Source organism: Streptomyces sp. NPDC005866 (assembly GCF_040629895.1).
Taxonomy (GTDB): domain Bacteria; phylum Actinomycetota; class Actinomycetes; order Streptomycetales; family Streptomycetaceae; genus Streptomyces.
Map to the genome: position 1 here is coordinate 16,335 of NZ_JBEXWP010000031.1, position 17,738 is coordinate 34,072.

The 17,738-nt window shown below is 71.6% G+C and carries 16 protein-coding genes and 2 pseudogenes; 15 read left to right on the top strand and 3 right to left on the bottom strand.

Annotated elements, in window-relative coordinates:
- Positions 1-13 precede the first annotated feature (13 nt).
- Positions 14-1,010, top strand: a pseudogene (locus ABZ396_RS34425) (ISL3 family transposase); the annotation flags it as partial.
- A 74-nt stretch (positions 1,011-1,084) separates the two neighbouring features.
- Here ABZ396_RS34425 and arsM read toward each other — a convergent pair.
- Positions 1,085-1,978 (bottom strand): arsenite methyltransferase, encoded by an 894-nt coding sequence (arsM, locus tag ABZ396_RS34430; protein ID WP_358920442.1) that lies wholly within the window; start codon positions 1,976-1,978, stop codon positions 1,085-1,087.
- Between the two features lie 104 nt (positions 1,979-2,082).
- Here arsM and ABZ396_RS34435 point away from each other — a divergent pair, with 104 nt between their 5' ends.
- The 5 genes from ABZ396_RS34435 (at position 2,083) to ABZ396_RS34455 (ending at position 4,936) form a co-directional block, all read left to right on the top strand.
- The gene (locus ABZ396_RS34435) at positions 2,083-2,460 is read left to right on the top strand and encodes a metalloregulator ArsR/SmtB family transcription factor (RefSeq protein WP_358920440.1); all 378 of its coding nucleotides are present in this window, start codon (positions 2,083-2,085) and stop codon (positions 2,458-2,460) included.
- Positions 2,457-3,197, top strand: a complete 741-nt coding sequence (locus ABZ396_RS34440) for an MIP/aquaporin family protein (protein WP_358920438.1) — start codon at positions 2,457-2,459, stop codon at positions 3,195-3,197. Before ABZ396_RS34435 ends, ABZ396_RS34440 begins: the two co-directional genes overlap by 4 nt.
- Before the next feature lie 30 nt (positions 3,198-3,227).
- Positions 3,228-3,638 carry an arsenate reductase ArsC gene (locus tag ABZ396_RS34445; protein ID WP_358920436.1) on the top strand — a complete coding sequence of 137 codons (411 nt, stop codon included), beginning with the start codon at positions 3,228-3,230 and terminating at the stop codon, positions 3,636-3,638.
- A gap of 364 nt (positions 3,639-4,002) precedes the next feature.
- Positions 4,003-4,686: an isochorismatase family cysteine hydrolase gene (locus ABZ396_RS34450; RefSeq protein ID WP_358920434.1), complete on the top strand. Its 684-nt coding sequence runs from the start codon at positions 4,003-4,005 to the stop codon at positions 4,684-4,686.
- A complete protein-coding gene (locus ABZ396_RS34455) occupies positions 4,676-4,936 on the top strand; it encodes an SDR family NAD(P)-dependent oxidoreductase (protein WP_358920432.1) in 261 nt (86 codons plus the stop codon). The genes ABZ396_RS34450 and ABZ396_RS34455 overlap by 11 nt, the downstream gene beginning before the upstream one ends.
- Positions 4,937-5,055: 119 nt before the next feature.
- Here the strand turns inward: ABZ396_RS34455 and ABZ396_RS34460 are convergent, their stop codons facing one another.
- Positions 5,056-5,664, bottom strand: a complete 609-nt coding sequence (locus ABZ396_RS34460; RefSeq protein WP_358920430.1) for a DJ-1/PfpI family protein — start codon at positions 5,662-5,664, stop codon at positions 5,056-5,058.
- Positions 5,665-5,869: 205 nt separating this feature from the next.
- Between ABZ396_RS34460 and ABZ396_RS34465 the strand changes: the two genes are divergently transcribed.
- The gene (locus tag ABZ396_RS34465; RefSeq protein WP_358920429.1) at positions 5,870-6,109 is read left to right on the top strand and encodes a DUF6400 family protein; all 240 of its coding nucleotides are present in this window, start codon (positions 5,870-5,872) and stop codon (positions 6,107-6,109) included.
- 239 nt (positions 6,110-6,348) lie between these two features.
- Positions 6,349-6,813: a hypothetical protein gene (locus ABZ396_RS34470; protein ID WP_358920427.1), complete on the top strand. Its 465-nt coding sequence runs from the start codon at positions 6,349-6,351 to the stop codon at positions 6,811-6,813.
- Between the two features lie 48 nt (positions 6,814-6,861).
- Here the strand turns inward: ABZ396_RS34470 and ABZ396_RS34475 are convergent, their stop codons facing one another.
- A complete protein-coding gene (locus ABZ396_RS34475) occupies positions 6,862-7,215 on the bottom strand; it encodes a DUF805 domain-containing protein (protein ID WP_358920425.1) in 354 nt (117 codons plus the stop codon).
- 169 nt (positions 7,216-7,384) lie between these two features.
- Between ABZ396_RS34475 and ABZ396_RS34480 the strand changes: the two genes are divergently transcribed.
- From ABZ396_RS34480 to ABZ396_RS34510, 7 genes and pseudogenes are all read left to right on the top strand, one after another.
- On the top strand, positions 7,385-8,230 hold the full coding sequence (locus ABZ396_RS34480; RefSeq protein ID WP_358920423.1) for a hypothetical protein: 846 nt from the start codon (positions 7,385-7,387) through the stop codon (positions 8,228-8,230).
- Positions 8,231-8,338: 108 nt separating this feature from the next.
- The gene (locus tag ABZ396_RS34485) at positions 8,339-9,103 is read left to right on the top strand and encodes a TIGR03936 family radical SAM-associated protein (RefSeq protein WP_358920421.1); all 765 of its coding nucleotides are present in this window, start codon (positions 8,339-8,341) and stop codon (positions 9,101-9,103) included.
- A 277-nt stretch (positions 9,104-9,380) separates the two neighbouring features.
- Positions 9,381-13,499, top strand: a complete 4,119-nt coding sequence (locus ABZ396_RS34490) for an Rne/Rng family ribonuclease (protein WP_359186650.1) — start codon at positions 9,381-9,383, stop codon at positions 13,497-13,499.
- Positions 13,500-13,769: 270 nt separating this feature from the next.
- Complete coding sequence (gene rplU / locus ABZ396_RS34495; RefSeq protein ID WP_007381993.1) at positions 13,770-14,090, top strand: 50S ribosomal protein L21; 321 nt, start codon at positions 13,770-13,772, stop codon at positions 14,088-14,090.
- 14 nt (positions 14,091-14,104) lie between these two features.
- On the top strand, positions 14,105-14,359 hold the full coding sequence (gene rpmA, locus ABZ396_RS34500) for a 50S ribosomal protein L27 (RefSeq protein ID WP_018846648.1): 255 nt from the start codon (positions 14,105-14,107) through the stop codon (positions 14,357-14,359).
- Between the two features lie 134 nt (positions 14,360-14,493).
- Complete coding sequence (gene obgE, locus ABZ396_RS34505) at positions 14,494-15,936, top strand: GTPase ObgE (RefSeq protein WP_358916204.1); 1,443 nt, start codon at positions 14,494-14,496, stop codon at positions 15,934-15,936.
- A gap of 289 nt (positions 15,937-16,225) precedes the next feature.
- Positions 16,226-17,448, top strand: a pseudogene (locus ABZ396_RS34510) (hypothetical protein).
- Positions 17,449-17,738: the final 290 nt, after the last annotated feature.

A 17,738-nucleotide genomic window follows, 5' to 3' on the forward strand; every position in this document is an offset into this window, starting at 1 on the left:
CCTTATGGGGACGGTGTTTTCCGGGCTGTCGGCGGCGGTCGTCGAGGACGTGACGGACGGAGGTGAAGCGGTGGTGGTCACCGCCCGCACCCGGGGGGAGGCGGTGCCGTGCCCGGTGTGCCGGAGGCCGACGGCGAAGGTGCACGGGTATCACCACCGGATGGTGGCGGACGTGCCGGTCGACGGCCGCCAGGTCGTCGTCCACCTGCACGTACGGCGGCTGGTCTGTCCGGTTCTGGGCTGCCGGCGGCAGACCTTCCGTGAGCAGATTCCCGGGGTGCTGAAGCGCCATCAGCGCCGCACGGTGCGGCTTGCCTGGCAGATATCCCAAGGTGGCGCGGGAGTTATGCGGCCGGGCGGCCGCACGCCTCGCCGGCCTGCTGGCCGTGCCCGTTTCCCGCAGCACCGCGCTGCGCCATCTACGGCGCTTGCCGCTGCCGCAGCAGGCCATCCCGCGGGTGATCGGCGTGGACGATTTCGCCCTGCGCCGCCGCCACCGCTACGCCACGATCATCACGGATGCCGAGACTGGCCGACGCGTCGCGGTCCTGCCCGACCGCGAGGCGGCCACCCTGGAGTCCTGGCTGCGCGAGCACGGCAGCGGTGTCGAGGTGGTGTGCCGGGACGGCTCGGCCCCCTACGCCGAGGCCGTCCGCCGGGCTCTGCCCGACGCGGTGCAGGTCAGCGACCGATGGCACCTCTGGCGGAATCTCTGCGACAAAGTTCTGCTCGAGGTCCGCGCGCACGACGGATGCTGGGCCACCATCAACCCGCCCCGCCCCGGCGGAGTACGCGAGCAGAGTACCCGCGAACGCTGGAACAAAATCCACGATCTCCTCAGCCAGGGCGTCGGCCTGCTCGACTGCTCCCGCCGCCTGGGCCTGGCCCTGGCCCTGAACACCGTCAAGCGCTACGCCCGCATGCCCGAACCCCAGGCCCTGCGCATCGCCCCCGCTTACCGGCCCACCCTCGTCGACCCCTACCGCGAACACCTGCGCCGGCGCCGTGCCCCACTGACGTGAGCGAGGCGCTCGGCCGCGACCAGCGGACACGGGCACTGAAGTGAGTGAGGTGCCGGCGCGGGTCAGTTCTGGCAGCCGCAGCCGGATACGGTCTTCGCCTCTGTGACGGTGATGCCGGGGTCGGCGGAAGTCTCGGCGGGTGTGCAGCAGGCGTTGACGCCGCAGCACGCGTTGGCCGAACCGGTCGTCCGGGATGCCTGCGTCTCGGTCTGGGGCTTGGTGGCGCGGACGATGGCGGAGTGCATGCCGTCGGCCACGGCGTGCGTGGGTGTGATCTCGACGTTCACGAACCCTGCCGCCTCAAGGCCTTCGCGGTACTCGGTGAACGACAGGGCGCCGGCGATGCAACCGACGTAGTCGCCGCGCTCCGCGCGCTGGGCGGGGGACAGGGCGTCGTCGGCGACCACGTCCGAGACACCGATGCGGCCGTTGGGGGTCAGGACACGGAACGTCTCGGCGAAAACCGCCGCCTTGTCGGTCGACAGGTTGATCACGCAGTTGGAGATCACGACGTCGATGGTGCTCGCGGGCAGCGGGATGGCCTCGATGGTGCCCTTGAGGAACTCGACGTTCGTCGCGCCCGCCTTCTTCGCGTTGGTGAGGGCCAGGGCGAGCATCTCTTCGGTCATGTCGAGGCCGTACGCCTTGCCCGTGGGGCCGACGCGGCGGGCGGACAGCAGGACGTCGATGCCGCCGCCGGAGCCGAGGTCGAGGACGCGTTCGCCTTCGTGGAGATCGGCCACGGCGGTCGGGTTGCCGCAGCCGAGGGAGGCGGCGACGGCTTCGGCGGGCAGGATGTCGCGTTCGTCGGCGGCGTAGAGCGTGGAGCCGAAGTTCTCGTCGACCTCGACCGGCTGCGGTCCGCAACAGGCGGTGCCGCCCTCGGTGACCTTCACGGCTGCGGCGGCGTACCGCCGGCGGACGGTCTCCCGCAGTTCAGTGGGCTGCTCGCTCATGACTCACTCCTGGATGACGGGGCATGGCAGGCCCCGGAACGGCTTGTATTGACGTTCGTTGATGCAACCTTGCGCCTTGTATCGAAGAACGTCAACATAGAGGCATGTCGAAACAAGAGCTTGAGGTGATCGGCCATGAGGCAGACGGTGCCTGCTGCCAGGGGCTGGCCTCCGCCCCGCTGGCCGAGGACCAGGCCGTCGAACTGGCGAAGGTGTTCAAGGCGCTGGGCGACCAGGTCCGGCTGCGGCTGCTCTCGTTGATCGCTTCGCGGGAGGGCGGCGAGGTGTGCGTGTGCGAGCTGACGCCCGCCTTCGAGCTGTCGCAACCGACGATCTCCCACCATCTCAAGCTGCTCCGGCAGGCCGGACTCATCGACTGCGAGCGGCGTGGGACCTGGGTCTACTACTGGGTGCTTCCCGGCGTCCTGGATCGCCTGGGCGCGTTCCTGACCACTCCTGAGCCCGGCGGGGTGACCGCGTGAGCGCTTCGCTTGGCCGGCGTGCCGTGGCCGAACTGGTCGGGACGGCCGCGCTGGTCGCGGTGGTGGTCGGTTCGGGCATCCAGGCGACGGAACTGTCACGGGACGTCGGCGTGCAGCTGCTCGCGAACTCGCTCGCCACCGTTTTCGGCCTGGCCGTGCTGATCACGCTGTTCGGGCCGGTCTCCGGGGCCCATTTCAACCCGGCCGTCACCATGGCCGCCTGGTTCACGGGGCGGAAAAGCGGCGACGGAATGACCGCCCGCGAAGTAGCCGTGTACGTCCCTGCCCAAACCCTGGGCGCGATCGGCGGCGCGGTGCTGGCCGATGCGATGTTCGCCGAACCGTTGGTGAAGTGGTCCACGCACGACCGCTCCGCCGGCCACCTGTGGCTGGGCGAGATCGTGGCCACGGCCGGGCTCATCCTGCTGGTCTTCGGCCTGGCCCGGACCGATCGCGCCCACCTCGCACCGGCTGCGGTGGCGTCCTGGATCGGGGCCGCGTACTGGTTCACGTCCTCCACGTCGTTCGCGAACCCGGCGGTGACGGTCGGCCGGACCTTCACTGACACGTTCGCGGGGATCGCCCCGGCCTCCGTCGCTCCCTTCGTCGCCGCGCAACTGGTCGGCGCCGCCGTCGGCCTGGGTCTGCTGGCGGTGGTGTTCGGTCGACCGGCGTCCACCGAGACGGACATCGTCATCCCTCACGGCGAGCCCGAACCCACCCCGTCCGCTCCCTGAGCCCGCCTCCTCCCCAGAAGGACACCTGCCATGAGCACTGCCACCCCGCGCCCGTCCGTGCTGTTCGTCTGCGTCCACAACGCCGGGCGGTCCCAGATGGCCGCCGCGTTCCTCACCCACCTCGCGGGCGATCGGGTCGAAGTCCGCTCGGCGGGCTCCGCTCCCGCCGACACGGTCAACCCGGCCGTCGTCGACGCGATGAAGGAAGTCGGCATCGACATCTCCGCCGAGACTCCGAAGGTGCTGACGGTGGAAGCGGTGCAGGCATCCGACGTGGTGATCACCATGGGGTGCGGCGACACGTGCCCGGTCTTCCCCGGGAAGCGGTACCTGGATTGGCAGCTCGACGACCCCGCCGGCCAGGGGGTTGGCGCGGTCCGCCCGATCCGCGACGCGATCGAACAGCGCATCCGCGGCTTGCTGGCCGACCTGGGTGGTTGATCCAGTCCTGCGGGTCGGTCGTTCCGGTGCCGGAGACCGTGCTTGAACCCGGGCCCGGATTCGTGACGATCCCGTGTCCGACGCGATCAACAGGCCGCTGCGGCTCCTCGAACCGATCACGCCGTCGCCCTCCCTGGGGTGACGTGTCCCTGGGGCCGTACCAGGCCGGTGGGGGAGGCGGTGGCCCGGATGCCGTTCGGCCGGGGGAGTGACAGACTGAGGGATCTGAGCCGGCGGCCCTGTGGCGGAGGGCCCGGCTGGGGGCGGGTGTCGGCCGTACTCTCCGTCGGCCGTACTCTGCGTGCCGTGTCCCGGCAGCGAGAGATCCGGTCGCTGACCAGCGGGGACCAGTTGGGAACCGTCCATGACCCCCGAGACCTCCGAAGCGCGCTACTCCCCGGACGAAACCGCTCTTCTGATCGTCGACCCTTACAACGACTTCCTTTCCGAGGGCGGCAAGTTGTGGCCCAGGGCGAAGGAAGTGGCGGAGGGCGTAGGCCTCCTCGACCATATGCGGACCGTGCTCGCCACGGCCCGCGGCCAGGGCTTCCGCGTGCTCGTCGTGCCGCACCACCGGACGACGCCGAGCGACTACGTCACATGGGACCACCTGTCCCCGACCCAGCGGCGCATCGTCGCCCAGCAGACCTTCGCCGAGGGCAGCTGGGGGGCCGAGTGGCACACCGACTTCCAGCCGCGCGAGGGCGAGACCGTCGTACGGCAGCACTGGGGCTCCAGCGGTTTCGCCAACACCGACCTCGACTTCATGCTCAAGCAGCACCACATCCGGAAGATCGTGCTGATCGGTATGCGCGCCAACACCTGTGTGGACACCACCGCGCGCTACGGCCAGGAGCTGGGGTACCACGTGACCCTCGTCCGGGACGCCATCGCCTCCTTCAGCTGGGAGGAGATGACCGCGACCTTCGACCTCAACGCGCCCCTGTACGCCCATGCCGTCCTCACCACCGAGGAGTTCGTCGGGCTGCTGGACGGCGGGCCCGGCGGGGGCTCCCGGGAGACCGGAGGCGTCGGTCGTGCCCGGTGATGAGCGCAGTGGAGCGCGCGGAGAACTGGCCGGGCAGACGGTCGTGGTGGTGGGCGGCAGCGCGGGCATCGGTCTGGAGACCGCGCGGCAGGTGCGGGCGGCCGGCGGCGAGGTGGTGCTCGTGGCGCGTGACGCCGGGCGTCTCCAGCGGGCCGCGGACGAGCTGCACCCGCTGAGCACGGCCGTGTTCGACGCCCATGACACCGAGCGGCTGGAGCGCTTCGTCCGGGGTACGCGCGGTACATGGTGAGCGAGCAGGCCGGGACCGAACCGCCCGCCTGAGCCGACGCCGCCCGGGGCGACCAGGCGAAGGAAGGGCCACGGCCGGTCCGTCCCGATCAGGCCCGAGGCGGGTGCGGGGACGGTGTGTCAGTGCAGGGCGGGCTCCGCCGTGTGGACGGCGCGCAGGGCGCGGTCGACCGTTTCCTGGTTCTCGCCGACCGGGGCCACGTGGTCGAGGACCTCGCGCGCGGCGTCCTCGCCGAGGGTTCGGGTGATCACCCAGGTGGCGAGGTACTGGGAGGCCAGGCATCCACCGGCCGTGGCGATGTTTCCCTCGGCGTGGAACGGCGCGTCCAGGACGGTGACCCCGCACGCCTCGACGAAAGGCCTGCTCTTGCGGTCCGTGCAGGCGGGCATGGTGTCCAGCAGGCCGAGCCGGGCGAGGACCAGCGCGCCGGAGCACTGCGCGCCGATCAGCTGCCGTGCAGGGGCTAGCGGCAGCCTGGAGATCAGCCGGCCGTCGGCGACCACGTCCCGCGTCCGCACCCCGCTGCCGATCAGCACGACATCGGCTTCGGTCACGAACTCCATCGGGCGCTGCCCGGTCACCTCGACGCCGTTCATCGACGTGACCACCGGCGTCGGCGTGGTGATGAAGGCCTCCAGTCCGTCCTTGCGGCACCGGTTGATCAGCGCGGCGGCGATGAAGCTGTCGAGTTCGTTGAATCCGTCGAAGGTGAGCACGGCTACCTGCATGGCGTCTCCTCGAAGCACGGCGCGAACGCCGAGCTTCTCAAACGGGCTGTGCCCGGTCGCGGGCCAATCCGCGGCCGGTGGCCGTTTGTGGCCGCACTTCCGGGTCCCGCTGTGCCGGAATCGCCCGGGCAATGCGCCGATGACCTGCTGTGATGTGTCCCACGGACTCTTGTCGCGGGTGGCTTGCCTGCCTAACTTCGGTCGTATGTCCACTTCTGATGCCGCCCTTCCCTCCGAACCGGTCGACTTCGTCGTCGATCTCACCGGGCACGAGATGACCCGGCGCGCCCACGTCATGGAGGCGCTCGGCGCCGGCTGGGACCCGGTCGAGATGGTGCGGGGCGAGGAGGAGGCGTACCACATGCTGTACTCCGGGCTCGACGAGGAACAGCAGCGGCTGTACGACTCGCTCGTCGCGGCCGGGGTGCTGCCGCGACGCGCCTGATCCCCGGACGGGACGGCGGTCTGCCGAGGTCGATGGCGAGGCCGGCCGACCGTGCCGAGGGCACCGGTCGGCTGCGCCCCGACTTCCGTCCGGGACCCGGGTCCCCACGCTCATGGCCCAGCGGGCGTCCGCACCGCGTCGGCGGCCAAACCGTGACACGACCGCCATGGAAGGCCCACCGGCCCGGCCGCACAATCGGGGAGACCGAAGGCCGGTGAGACACGGGGGAGTTGGCGGACATGGAACTTGAACTGGGCTACGACCTGCTGGGCAGCAGGCTCCGCTCCATCGGGGACGTCCCCCTCACCTACGGCCGCTGGGGCGGCAGGCCCCACGCGCTCGGACCGTATCCGCTCGAGTACGACATGCTCGGCAGCCGGCTGCGGTGGGTCGGCGACATCGAGATCGGGTACGGCCGCCTCGGCAGCGTCCCGAGAACGTTCGGGACCTGGGACGTCGACTGCGCCGCATGGTCCGGGATTCCGCGCCGTGTCGGGCCGTACGCCATAGAGCACCCCAGGTTCAGCGGCCGGGCCGGCGCGATCGGCCCGCTCGCCCTCTCGTACGACGCCCTCGGCACCCGCCCCCGCCGTGTCGCGCTCCCCAAGGACCTGCGCGCCCTGCCCGACGACCTCCTCCGGGTCGTCTTCGTGGTCCTGCACCTCCAGACCGAACGCGAGAAGGGATCGTCCGCGGCCTCATAGGCGAAGGCCCGCCGGACGGATCCGGCGGGCCTTCGGGGTGATGGCGGGTCAGACGGCGGGCACCTGCTTCGGGTTGTCGCCGTACTCGTTCTGCTCCGGCTTGCTGTCGGCGGCGAGCCAGACCAGCAGGATGATCCAGCCGACCAGCGGGATGATGCCGACCAGGACCGCCCAGCCCGAACGGCCGGTGTCGTGCAGCCGGCGGACCGCGACCGCGAGGCCGGGCAGGAAGACCGCCAGGCTGTAGATCGCGCCGAGGGCGGCGAACCCGATGACCCGCCCGATGACCGCCAGCACGATGCTGATGATCAGGTTGAACAGGAAGAACATCCAGTATTCCTGCCGGCGCGCACGGCCGTTGAACACCGCGTACTTCTTCAGAACGTCCAGGTACCAGTTCATTACTCGTCCCCCAAGGATCAAGATTTGGCTGGCCCTCAGCAAATCAAGCCGCCCTGGCCGGTTCCATCCAGATTGGCGTGTGCGGGACAACCGTTACCGTGTCGCCGCCGTTCGGTGATCAAGCGCGGCGGATCGCATCCGCGCGGCACGCGATAGCGTCTCTACGGCCATGGACATGCAGAAACAGCAGCAGCGGCAACCGCAACCGCGGGCGGAGCACCCCGAGGGGTGTCTCGTCGTCGCGATCAGGATCCCCGTCCGCATCTTCGTGTTCCTGGTGGTGCTGCCGGTACGCCTGATCTGGGACGCGTTCGCCGCCGTCGCACGGTTCCTGTGGCAGTACGCCGTCGTTCCCGTCGCGCGATTCCTCTGGCGGTACGTCCTCACCCCCGTCGGCCGCGCCGTCGGCTGGCTCCTGCACGTGCTCCTCGTCGTCCCGCTGATCTGGCTGTACCGCCACCTGCTCACCCCCCTCGGCCATGGCCTCGTGTGGCTCTACGCGCGCGTGCTCACTCCGATCGGCCACGCGGTTCTCCGGCTCCTCACACCCGTCGCCAAAGCCGTCGCCTGGGTGTTGGAACAGCTCGCCACCGCCCTGTACTGGATCGCGCGCGTGCTGCTCGTCCTGCCCGCCGTCGCCCTGTGGCGGTGGATCCTCACCCCGGTCGGCCACGTCCTCGGCATCGTCCTCAGGGAGATCTGGCAGGCCCTCGGGCACGCCTGGCGGGCCGCCGGATACGTAGCACGCGCCGCCGGACGGGTTCTCGCGACCCTCTTCCGGTGGATCTTCCTGGAGCCCGCGCGCTGGCTCTACCGGACCGTGCTCACCCCGGTCGGACACGTCGTACGCGACCTCGTGCTGCGCCCCGCCGCCCAGATCACGCGCGCCCTCGGCCGGGCCGTCCGGCAGGCCCGCGCCGACCTGCGCCGCGCCCTGTTCGGCGAGCCGGCACCGCCGGCGGCCGTGGACCGGCGGGAACCCGTCGGCCGCGACACACGTACTCTTGATGGATAGCAGCACACGGCAGCACGGCCCCCGCGGTACGGCTGCTCTCACCAGAACCACGAAGGACTGACGACACTGGGCAAGCGACAGCCCGAAGGCCCGCCGCCCGCACCGGCGGTGCAGCGCATCCGACTGCGCTACACCAAGCGCGGCCGCCTCCGGTTCACCAGCCACCGTGACTTCCAGCGCGCCTTCGAGCGTGCGCTGCGCCGCGCCGAGGTACCGATGGCCTACTCGGCGGGGTTCACACCGCACCCGAAGGTGTCGTACGCCAATGCCGCACCCACCGGCACGGGCAGCGAGGCCGAGTACCTGGAGATCGCGCTCACCGAAGCCCGCGACCCGGAGCGACTGCGCGTCCTCCTCGACGAGTCCCTGCCCGCCGGGCTCGACATCGTCGACGCGGTCGAGGCGCGGACGCCCGGACTGGCCGACCGGCTCACCGCCTCCGTATGGGAGCTGCGGCTGGCCGGCCTGGACCCGGCGGAGGCCCGACAGGCCGTCGCCGCGTTCAACACGGCCGAGGCAGTAGAGGTCCAGCGCATGACCAAGAACGGCGTACGGACCTTCGACGCCCGCCCCGCGGTCGTACAACTTGAAACGCACATTGAAACGGCTGATAGGCCTACCGACCAGCCCTGTGCGATACTGCGGCTGGTTGTTCGGCACGTGACGCCTGCCGTACGACCCGACGACGTCCTGTCCGGTCTCCGCGCCGTGGCCGACCTGGCGCCGCCGGTCCCCGCAGCGGTGACCAGGCTGGCGCAGGGGCTGCTCGATGAAGAGACCGGCACGGTGACCGACCCGCTCGCGCCCGACCGCGAGGCAGTGGAGGCCCTCTCGAAGGCCGAACCCGCTGCCGCCGCGCCGGCGCCGGCGTAAGGAAGGTCCCGCGAAGGACGTACGTCGAAGCGCCGCCCTCGTACTCGGGAGCCACCTGGGTCGGGCAGCGCACCGACCAGAAGACTTTCGCCAGGCCGTCCGCGACAAGGCGTACGGAACCGGCGAGACAAGGACACAGAGAGCTCCTGTGCGGCGCCCGCGCCCCACACGGCGGCACCGCGCACCGCGCGAGCCGCGGACGTCACCGGCGGTCGCTCGAACCGATCGACGCCGGACCAGGCGCGGCGCCCGGGAGCCTGACGGGAGAACCGCCCGCATGCTCGAACCGACCGAGCCCACCGAGGGCTCCGAACTGACCACCCCCAGCGACAACCTGCCGCCGCGCAGGCGTCGCCGTGCCGCGTCCCGCCCCGCGGGACCGCCCGCCGCGACCGAGGCCGAGGTGGCCGAGATCACCACGCCGGCCATACCGGCCGCCGAGTCCTTCCCCTCGGAGCCCGCAGAGGCTCCCGAGGAGACGGACGAGACCCTGGACGCCTCTGAGACTGCCGCGGCAGGGCAGGAGGCCGCGCCCGCCGCGCGTACGCGCCGTCGGGCGACCCGCCGGGCGTCGGCACCCGCCGGTTCCCCGACGGGCGCCGAGGCCGCCGAGGCTGCCGAGACCGTCCTCCCCGTGACCGCCGCCGAGCCTGCCGAGGCCACTCCTTCGGCTGAGGCCGTCGAGACCGCGGTACAGAGCGACGAGGAGGCCGCCCCGCGCCGGACGCGTCGGCGCGCCACACGTCGCGTCTCCACGCCCACCGAGGCTGCCGAGAAGGAAGCGGCCGTCGAGGCCTCCGCGGCTTCCGAGGTCCCTGAGGTTGCCGAGGCCGCTCCGGTTGCCGAGGAGGCGGCCGAGACCGCTGAGACCGCCGAAGCCGGCGAACAGACCGTGACCGCCGCGCGTACCCGCCGTCGGGCGACCCGCCGGGCGTCGGCGCCCTCCGGCGCCCCGGTGGCGGCCGAGACGGTCGCCGAGACCGCGCCCACGGCCGCCGTCGCGGAGCCCGCCGAGGCCGTCGCGGCCGCAGACGAGCCCGCCGAGGGCACTGCCGCCCCCGAGGCGGAGCCCACCGCGCCCGCGCCGCGCAGCCGGCGCCGCGCCACCCGCCGGGTCGCCGCGCCCGCCGGTGCGCCCGAGACCGCCGCCGAAGCCCCCGCCGCGGCTCAGCCGCAGGCCGTCGAGGCCCCGGCCGTCACCTCCACCACCGAGGCCCCCGCCGTCGAGGAGCCGCAGACCGAGGCCCCGCGGCGCCGGCGCCGGGTCGTGCGGCAGGCCGCCGTCGGGTTCTCCGAGCCCGCCGCCGCGGCCACACCCGCCGAGGAGGAGTCGCAGCGCCGGCCCGCCCGGCCCGCCGTGGCCGTGTTCCAGGCGCCCGTGTTCACCGAGCCGAAGTTCCAGACCCCGGAGCGGGCCGCCGCCGAAGCGGCCGCCGAGGCCGCCGGCACGGAGGAGCCCGAGGAACTCGCCCCGTACCCGCTGGAGCCGGCCGAGCAGGCCGAGACCGGTGGTTCGCGCCGCCGGCGCCGCCGCCGGGGTGCCGTCGAGGAGACCCCGGTCACCGGACCCGCCGCCGAGGACGAGGCCGAGGAGCCGGAGGAGCCCGCCGACGACGTCGAGGACGCCGCCGACGGCGACGGTGAGGACGAGGCCGAGGAGGCCGGTTCCCGCCGCCGTCGCCGCCGCGGAGGCCGTCGCCGTCGCCGCGGTGACGCCGCCGACGGCGAGGGCGGTGACGCCGACAGCGACGAGCTCGCCGCCGAGCAGGCCGAGCAGGATGCCGAGGACACCGCCGAGCAGGAGGAAGAGGACGACGAGGACGCCCACGACGAGGCCGGCGGCTCCTCCAGCAGCCGCCGTCGCCGTCGCCGCCGGCGCCGCGCCGGGGACACCGCCGCCGACGCCGAGCCCGGCGACAACGACCCGGAGCGCACGGTCGTCAAGGTCCGCGAGCCGCGCAAGCCGTCCGAGCCGTCCGACGAGGTGCAGTCCATCAAGGGCTCGACCCGTCTGGAGGCCAAGAAGCAGCGCCGCCGGGAAGGCCGTGAGCAGGGCCGCCGGCGCGTCCCGATCATCACCGAGGCCGAGTTCCTCGCCCGCCGCGAGGCCGTCGAGCGCGTGATGGCCGTACGCCAGCACGGCGACCGCACCCAGATCGGCGTCCTGGAGGACGGCGTGCTCGTCGAGCACTACGTCAACAAGGAGGAGTCGACCTCGTACGTCGGCAACGTCTACCTGGGCAAGGTCCAGAACGTGCTGCCCTCGATGGAGGCCGCCTTCATCGACATCGGCAAGGGGCGCAACGCCGTCCTGTACGCCGGTGAGGTCAACTTCGAGGCGCTGGGCATGGCCAACGGCCCGCGCCGTATCGAGTCCGCCCTCAAGTCCGGTCAGTCCGTGCTCGTCCAGGTGACGAAGGACCCGATCGGCCACAAGGGCGCCCGTCTGACCAGCCAGGTCTCCCTCCCGGGCCGCTACCTCGTGTACGTCCCCGAGGGCTCGATGACCGGCATCAGCCGCAAGCTGCCCGACACCGAGCGGGCCCGGCTGAAGACCATCCTCAAGAAGATCGTCCCCGAGGACGCGGGCGTCATCGTGCGCACCGCCGCCGAGGGCGCGAGCGAGGACGAGCTGCGCCGCGACGTCGAACGGCTCCAGGGGCAGTGGGAGGACATCCAGAAGAAGTCGAAGAACGGCAACGCCCCGACGCTGCTGTACGGCGAGCCGGACATGACCGTCCGGGTCGTCCGCGACATCTTCAACGAGGACTTCTCCAAGGTCGTCGTCAGCGGTGACGAGGCCTGGGACACCGTCCACGGCTATGTCTCGCACGTCGCTCCCGACCTCGCCGGCCGGCTGTCGAGGTGGACCTCCGAGGTCGATGTCTTCGCCACCTACCGGATCGACGAGCAGCTCGCCAAGGCCCTGGACCGCAAGGTCTGGCTGCCCAGCGGCGGTTCGCTGGTCATCGACCGGACCGAGGCGATGGTCGTCATCGACGTCAACACCGGCAAGTTCACCGGCCAGGGCGGCAACCTGGAGGAGACGGTCACCAGGAACAACCTGGAGGCGGCCGAGGAGATCGTCCGCCAGCTGCGGCTGCGTGACCTCGGCGGCATCATCGTCATCGACTTCATCGACATGGTCCTGGAGTCCAACCGGGACCTGGTGCTGCGCCGCCTGCTCGAATGCCTCGGGCGGGACCGTACGAAGCACCAGGTGGCCGAGGTGACCTCGCTGGGGCTCGTCCAGATGACCCGTAAGCGTGTCGGGCAGGGCCTGCTGGAGTCCTTCTCCGAGACCTGTGTGCACTGCAACGGCCGTGGCGTCATCGTCCACATGGAGCAGCCGAGCTCCGGCGGTGGCGGCGGCAAGCGCAAGAAGCGCGGGCGCGGCGGCGACGGCCACGAGCACGACCACGAGGTGCACGAGACCCACGCGGCCGACGGGGCCGTCGAGCACATCGAGCACGTCCAGACGGTCGAGACGGCGGCGGAGGTCGCGGCCGAGGCCGCCGGGCCCCTCGCGCTGCCCGGCCCCGACTTCGCGCCGGACGAGGAGCTGTACAGCAGTGTCGCCGAGGCGGAGGCCTCGGCCGGCCGAGGCCGTAACCGCCGCCGGGCGAGCCGCCGGGCCTCGGCTCCGGCCGGAGCGCCCAGGGAGCGTGCGGGCCGGAACCGGGCCGCCGAGGCCGAGACGCCGACCGCCCAGGCCGTACCGGCCGCCGCGGAGGCCGAGCGTGAGGTGCTGCCGGAGTCGGCCGCCGAGGCGCACGCCGAGCCGGTCGCCGTGGAGGACCCGGTCGTCCAGGCCCCCGAGGCTCCGGAGGTCCCGGCCGCCGAGGAGGCCCCGTCCAAGGGCCGCACCCGTCGCCGTGCCACCCGGAAGGTGTCGGCGCCCGCCGGTTCCCCGGCTGGGGCCGAGACGGCCGTGGTGACCGTCGTCGCCGACACCGCCCCGGCGGAACCGGTGGTGGAGCCGGAGGAGAAGCCCGAGGCGGCCGCGCCCGCCGAGAGCGCCGCCCCGGGCCGCCCGCGCCGCCGCGCGGTGCGCAAGGCCACCGCGCCGACCGCGTCGGAGGAGGCGGCCGTCGTGGTCGTACCGTCGGCGGAGGCCGCCGAGCAGCCGCAGGCGTCCGCTGCCGAGGCGCCGGTCGCGGGGGAGACAGCGGAGGAGGGCGTCGAGGAGGCCGCTCCGGCCAAGAAGACGGCCCGTAAGGCGGCTGCCAAGAAGACCGCCGCGAAGAAGACGGCCGCCAAGAAGACCGCGGCCAAGAAGACGACGGCGAAGAAGACGACGGCGAAGAAGGCGGCCAAGACCGCCAAGACGGCCGCCACCAAGTCGACGGCGAAGAAGGCCACCACCACGGTCGCCACCGCCTCCGACGAGGGCTGACGCCCGGGTGGGGGGGCCGGTCCGAGTGACCGGCCCCCCACCGCGGCACAAGGGGGGCCGAGTGACCGGCCCCACACCCAAAGGGGCCCGGTTTGACCCCCTCGGCCACCGCCCCGTAACCTTGACCGTCGGCGTGTCCATGGATATGAGGACGCGCCACATCCCCGTAAACCTCTTCCTCCGGAGCACACGGTGTTCCGGAGAGGCCGCTCGCGTGCCGGGCGGCTGGACTGCGGGGGTGCCGTTCCCGAGCGAGAGAGTGAGATCCGCGTGTACGCCATCGTGCGCAGCGGTGGTCGCCAGCACAAGGTTGCTGTCGGCGACATCGTTGAGGTTGACAAGATTTCCACCGCCAAGGTTGGCGACACGGTCGAGCTCTCGACCCTGCTCGTTGTCGACGGCGACGCTGTGACCAGCGACCCGTGGGTCCTGGCCGGCATCAAGGTCCAGGCCGAGGTCGTGGACCACCACAAGGGCGTCAAGATCGACATCCTTCGCTACAAGAACAAGACCGGCTACCGCCGTCGTCAGGGCCACCGCCAGCAGTACACGGCGATCAAGGTCACTGAGATCCCCGCGGCTGCGAAGTAAGGGACTGAGGAGAGATGGCACACAAGAAGGGCGCATCGTCCACCCGTAACGGTCGTGACTCCAACGCTCAGCGCCTCGGCGTGAAGCGCTTCGGCGGTCAGGTCGTCAACGCGGGTGAGATCCTGGTCCGCCAGCGCGGCACCCACTTCCACCCCGGTGCGGGCGTCGGCCGTGGCGGCGACGACACGCTGTTCGCGCTGCAGCCGGGTGCGGTGGAGTTCGGTACCCACCGTGGCCGCAAGGTCGTGAACGTCGTTCCGGTCGCCTGAGTCCTGGTCTTCTGACCGCACGGCTCAGTCCGAACGTTTCGCGAGGCGGACCTCACTTCCCGATCGGGAAGGCGGGTCCGCCTTTCGCGTGTTGACATTGGTATTACCCCGTCAGTAACTGGAGGCACCCCACCATGACCACCTTCGTGGACCGCGTCGAGCTGCACGTCGCCGCGGGTAGCGGAGGCCACGGCTGTGCCTCCGTACACCGGGAGAAGTTCAAGCCGCTCGGCGGCCCCGACGGCGGCAACGGCGGCCGCGGCGGCGACGTAATCCTGACCGTCGACCAGTCCGTGACGACCCTCCTCGACTACCACCACTCCCCTCACCGCAAGGCCACCAACGGCAAGCCCGGCGAGGGCGGCAACCGCGCGGGCAAGGACGGGCAGGACCTCATCCTGCCGGTGCCCGACGGCACGGTGGTGCTGGACAGTGAGGGCAACGTGCTCGCCGACCTCGTCGGCCACGGCACCTCGTACATCGCCGCCCAGGGCGGCCGCGGCGGCCTCGGCAACGCGGCCCTCGCCAGCGCCCGCCGCAAGGCCCCCGGCTTCGCCCTGCTCGGCGAGCCCGGAGACCTCCAGGACATCGTCCTGGAGCTGAAGACCGTCGCCGACATCGCCCTGGTCGGCTACCCCAGCGCCGGCAAGTCCTCGCTGATCTCCGTGCTGTCGGCCGCCAAGCCGAAGATCGCCGACTACCCGTTCACCACCCTGGTCCCCAACCTCGGCGTGGTGACGGCCGGTTCGACCGTCTACACCATCGCCGACGTCCCCGGACTCATCCCCGGCGCCAGCCAGGGCAGGGGCCTCGGCCTGGAGTTCCTGCGGCACGTCGAGCGGTGCAGCGTCCTCGTCCACGTCCTCGACACCGCCACCCTGGAGTCCGAACGCGACCCCGTCTCCGACCTCGACGTCATCGAGGAGGAGCTCAAGCAGTACGGCGGCCTCGACAACCGGCCCCGGATCGTCGTCCTCAACAAGACCGACGTCCCCGACGGCAAGGACCTCGCCGACATGGTCCGCCCCGACCTGGAGGCCCGCGGCTATCGCGTCTTCGAGGTGTCGGCGGTCGCCCACCTCGGCCTGCGCGAACTGTCGTTCGCGCTAGGCGAGCTGGTCGCCCAGGCCCGCGCCGCGAAGCCCAAGGAGGAGGCGACCCGGATCGTCATCCGGCCCAAGGCCGTGGACGACGCCGGCTTCGCCGTCACCCAGGAGGACGACGGCCTCTTCCGGGTGCGCGGCGAGAAGCCCGAACGCTGGGTGCGGCAGACCGACTTCAACAACGATGAGGCCGTCGGCTACCTCGCCGACCGGCTCAACCGCCTGGGCGTGGAAGAGGCGTTGATGAAGGCCGGTGCCCGGTCCGGCGACGGCGTCGCCATCGGTCCCGAGGAGAACGCCGTCGTCTTCGACTGGGAGCCGTCCATGATGTCCGGCGCCGAGATGCTCGGCCGGCGCGGCGAGGACCACCGCTTCGAGGAACAGCGCCCCGCCGTCCAGCGCCGCCGCGACCGGCAGGCGGAACGGGACGAGTCCCTGCGGGAGTACGGCGACTTCGACCCGTTCGAGGAGTGACGGGGGCGGGGCGGGGGCGGTCGTCAAGGGGCTGGGGGCAGCCGGGGGCGGCTGGGGGCAGCGGGGGTACCGACCGGGGGCACCCCTCGACACCGTCGTCAAGCCGCAGGCCACCGCGAGCACCCTGGCCACCCTGCGCGTCGAGGCGGACGAAGCGGGGCGTACAGGTCGTGTGACGAGCGAATCCGGCGCGCCGACAGCCAAGTCCGTGTGACAGGAGCTGGGACTCATCAGTGTCCCAGGTTTCTCTAGGGTGAACTTAAGGTAAACGTCTTACCTTTCGTTCACTATGGAGACGGACTGTGCGAGAGGCGAGGCCCCGGTGAACAACGCCCCCATAGGCTCTATGGGCCCCATCGGTCCCCTTGCCGCCCTGCCCGCCGGCACTCGCCTGCTGCACATCGGCCCTCACAAAACCGGCACCACTGCCATCCAGGGCGCCCTGTTCGCCGCGAAGGACATGCTGCCCGAGCACGGCGTGGAGTTCCCGGCGACCAGCCGGCACCCCATGGAGGCCGCCCTCGCCGCCTCGCCCGGCCCGCGATGATCGGTGACACCGTGCCCACCGAGAAGCACTGGACGCGGCTGCTCAAGCAGGTCCAGGCCACCGGATCCCGGACCTCGGTGATCAGCAGCAGCGAGTTCTTCGCCGACGCCCCCGACGACGAGACCGTCGCCCGTATCGTCGACCAGCTCGGCGGCGACCGCGTCCACGTTCTCGTCACCCCGCGCCCGCTCGCCCGGACCATGCCCTCGCAGTGGCAGCAGTACGTGCAGAACGGGCTGCGCATGGGCTACGAGGACTGGCTGGACCACATGCTCCGCAAGGCCCCCTACGAGAAGCCCAACCCCAGCTTCTGGCGCCGGCACCGGCACGACCGGCTCGTCGAACGCTGGATCCGCGCGGTCGGCGCCGACCGGATCACCGTCGTCGTGGGCGACGACCGGGACGGCGACGGCCTGATGCGCACCTTCGAAGCGCTGCTCGCACTGCCCGAGAAGCTCCTCCAGCCCGTCCCGGACACGGCGAACCGCTCCCTCACCCTCGCCGAGACCGAAATGCTGCGAAACCTCAACGTGGAATTCCGTGGCAATGGGCTGCCCGACGAGCTCTATTCCAGGCTCGTCCGCAACGGCGCCGTCATGCATATGAAGAACACGTGCAGCCCCACCGCCGAGGACGCGAAGATCGCCACCCCCGGCTGGGCCGTCGAGGCCGCCGGCCGTATCGGCGCCGAGATGGTGGAACGCATCGGCGCCATGGGCGTCCGCGTCATCGGCGACCCCTCCCTGCTCTCCGCCGTACCCCAGCAGCGCCGGCCGGCCACCGGCGACGCCCGCATCGCACCGGAGGTCGCCGCCCAGGCCCTGTACGGCGCCCTCGCCGCGGCGGCCGCGGCACCGGTACGCCACACCGCCGAGGCGAAGGCCCGCACGGTGCACCAGACGTCGTCGAAGGAACTCGTACGCGTACTGGGGCACCGGTGTCTGAAGAAGCTGCGACGGCGGTGAGCCGGTCCCGGGTGCGGACGGCTTAGCTGCGCTAAGTCGTCCAAGCGGCACGGCTTAGCCGTCCTGAGACGTGCCACGCGTCACGCACAGCAATCGGAATGCCCTGTGTAGTTACTCACAGCAAATTCACGGAACTTTCCCGGACGCCGACGGGGTCGCGCCCATCACCAGCGATGCAAAGTGAATGAAAGGTTGCGGACACATATGCAGCGGACGGCGCTCACCTTGCACAGCGGTTACCGGAAGTGGGACCATTCCCTGGTTCCCTGATGCCCCAAGGTAGGTCACCT

What these genes read in the sequence shown, in the direction of transcription:
- obgE (WP_358916204.1), top strand. Translation starts at nt 14,494, where the DNA reads ATGACCACCTTCGTGGACCGCGTCGAGCTGCACGTCGCCGCGGGTAGC.
- ABZ396_RS34450 (WP_358920434.1), top strand. Translation starts at nt 4,003, where the DNA reads ATGACCCCCGAGACCTCCGAAGCGCGCTACTCCCCGGACGAAACCGCT.
- arsM (WP_358920442.1), bottom strand. Translation starts at nt 1,978, where the DNA reads ATGAGCGAGCAGCCCACTGAACTGCGGGAGACCGTCCGCCGGCGGTAC.
- ABZ396_RS34435 (WP_358920440.1), top strand. Translation starts at nt 2,083, where the DNA reads ATGTCGAAACAAGAGCTTGAGGTGATCGGCCATGAGGCAGACGGTGCC.
- ABZ396_RS34470 (WP_358920427.1), top strand. Translation starts at nt 6,349, where the DNA reads ATGGAACTTGAACTGGGCTACGACCTGCTGGGCAGCAGGCTCCGCTCC.
- ABZ396_RS34480 (WP_358920423.1), top strand. Translation starts at nt 7,385, where the DNA reads ATGGACATGCAGAAACAGCAGCAGCGGCAACCGCAACCGCGGGCGGAG.
- ABZ396_RS34490 (WP_359186650.1), top strand. Translation starts at nt 9,381, where the DNA reads ATGCTCGAACCGACCGAGCCCACCGAGGGCTCCGAACTGACCACCCCC.
- ABZ396_RS34460 (WP_358920430.1), bottom strand. Translation starts at nt 5,664, where the DNA reads ATGCAGGTAGCCGTGCTCACCTTCGACGGATTCAACGAACTCGACAGC.
- ABZ396_RS34465 (WP_358920429.1), top strand. Translation starts at nt 5,870, where the DNA reads ATGTCCACTTCTGATGCCGCCCTTCCCTCCGAACCGGTCGACTTCGTC.
- ABZ396_RS34475 (WP_358920425.1), bottom strand. Translation starts at nt 7,215, where the DNA reads ATGAACTGGTACCTGGACGTTCTGAAGAAGTACGCGGTGTTCAACGGC.
- ABZ396_RS34445 (WP_358920436.1), top strand. Translation starts at nt 3,228, where the DNA reads ATGAGCACTGCCACCCCGCGCCCGTCCGTGCTGTTCGTCTGCGTCCAC.
- rpmA (WP_018846648.1), top strand. Translation starts at nt 14,105, where the DNA reads ATGGCACACAAGAAGGGCGCATCGTCCACCCGTAACGGTCGTGACTCC.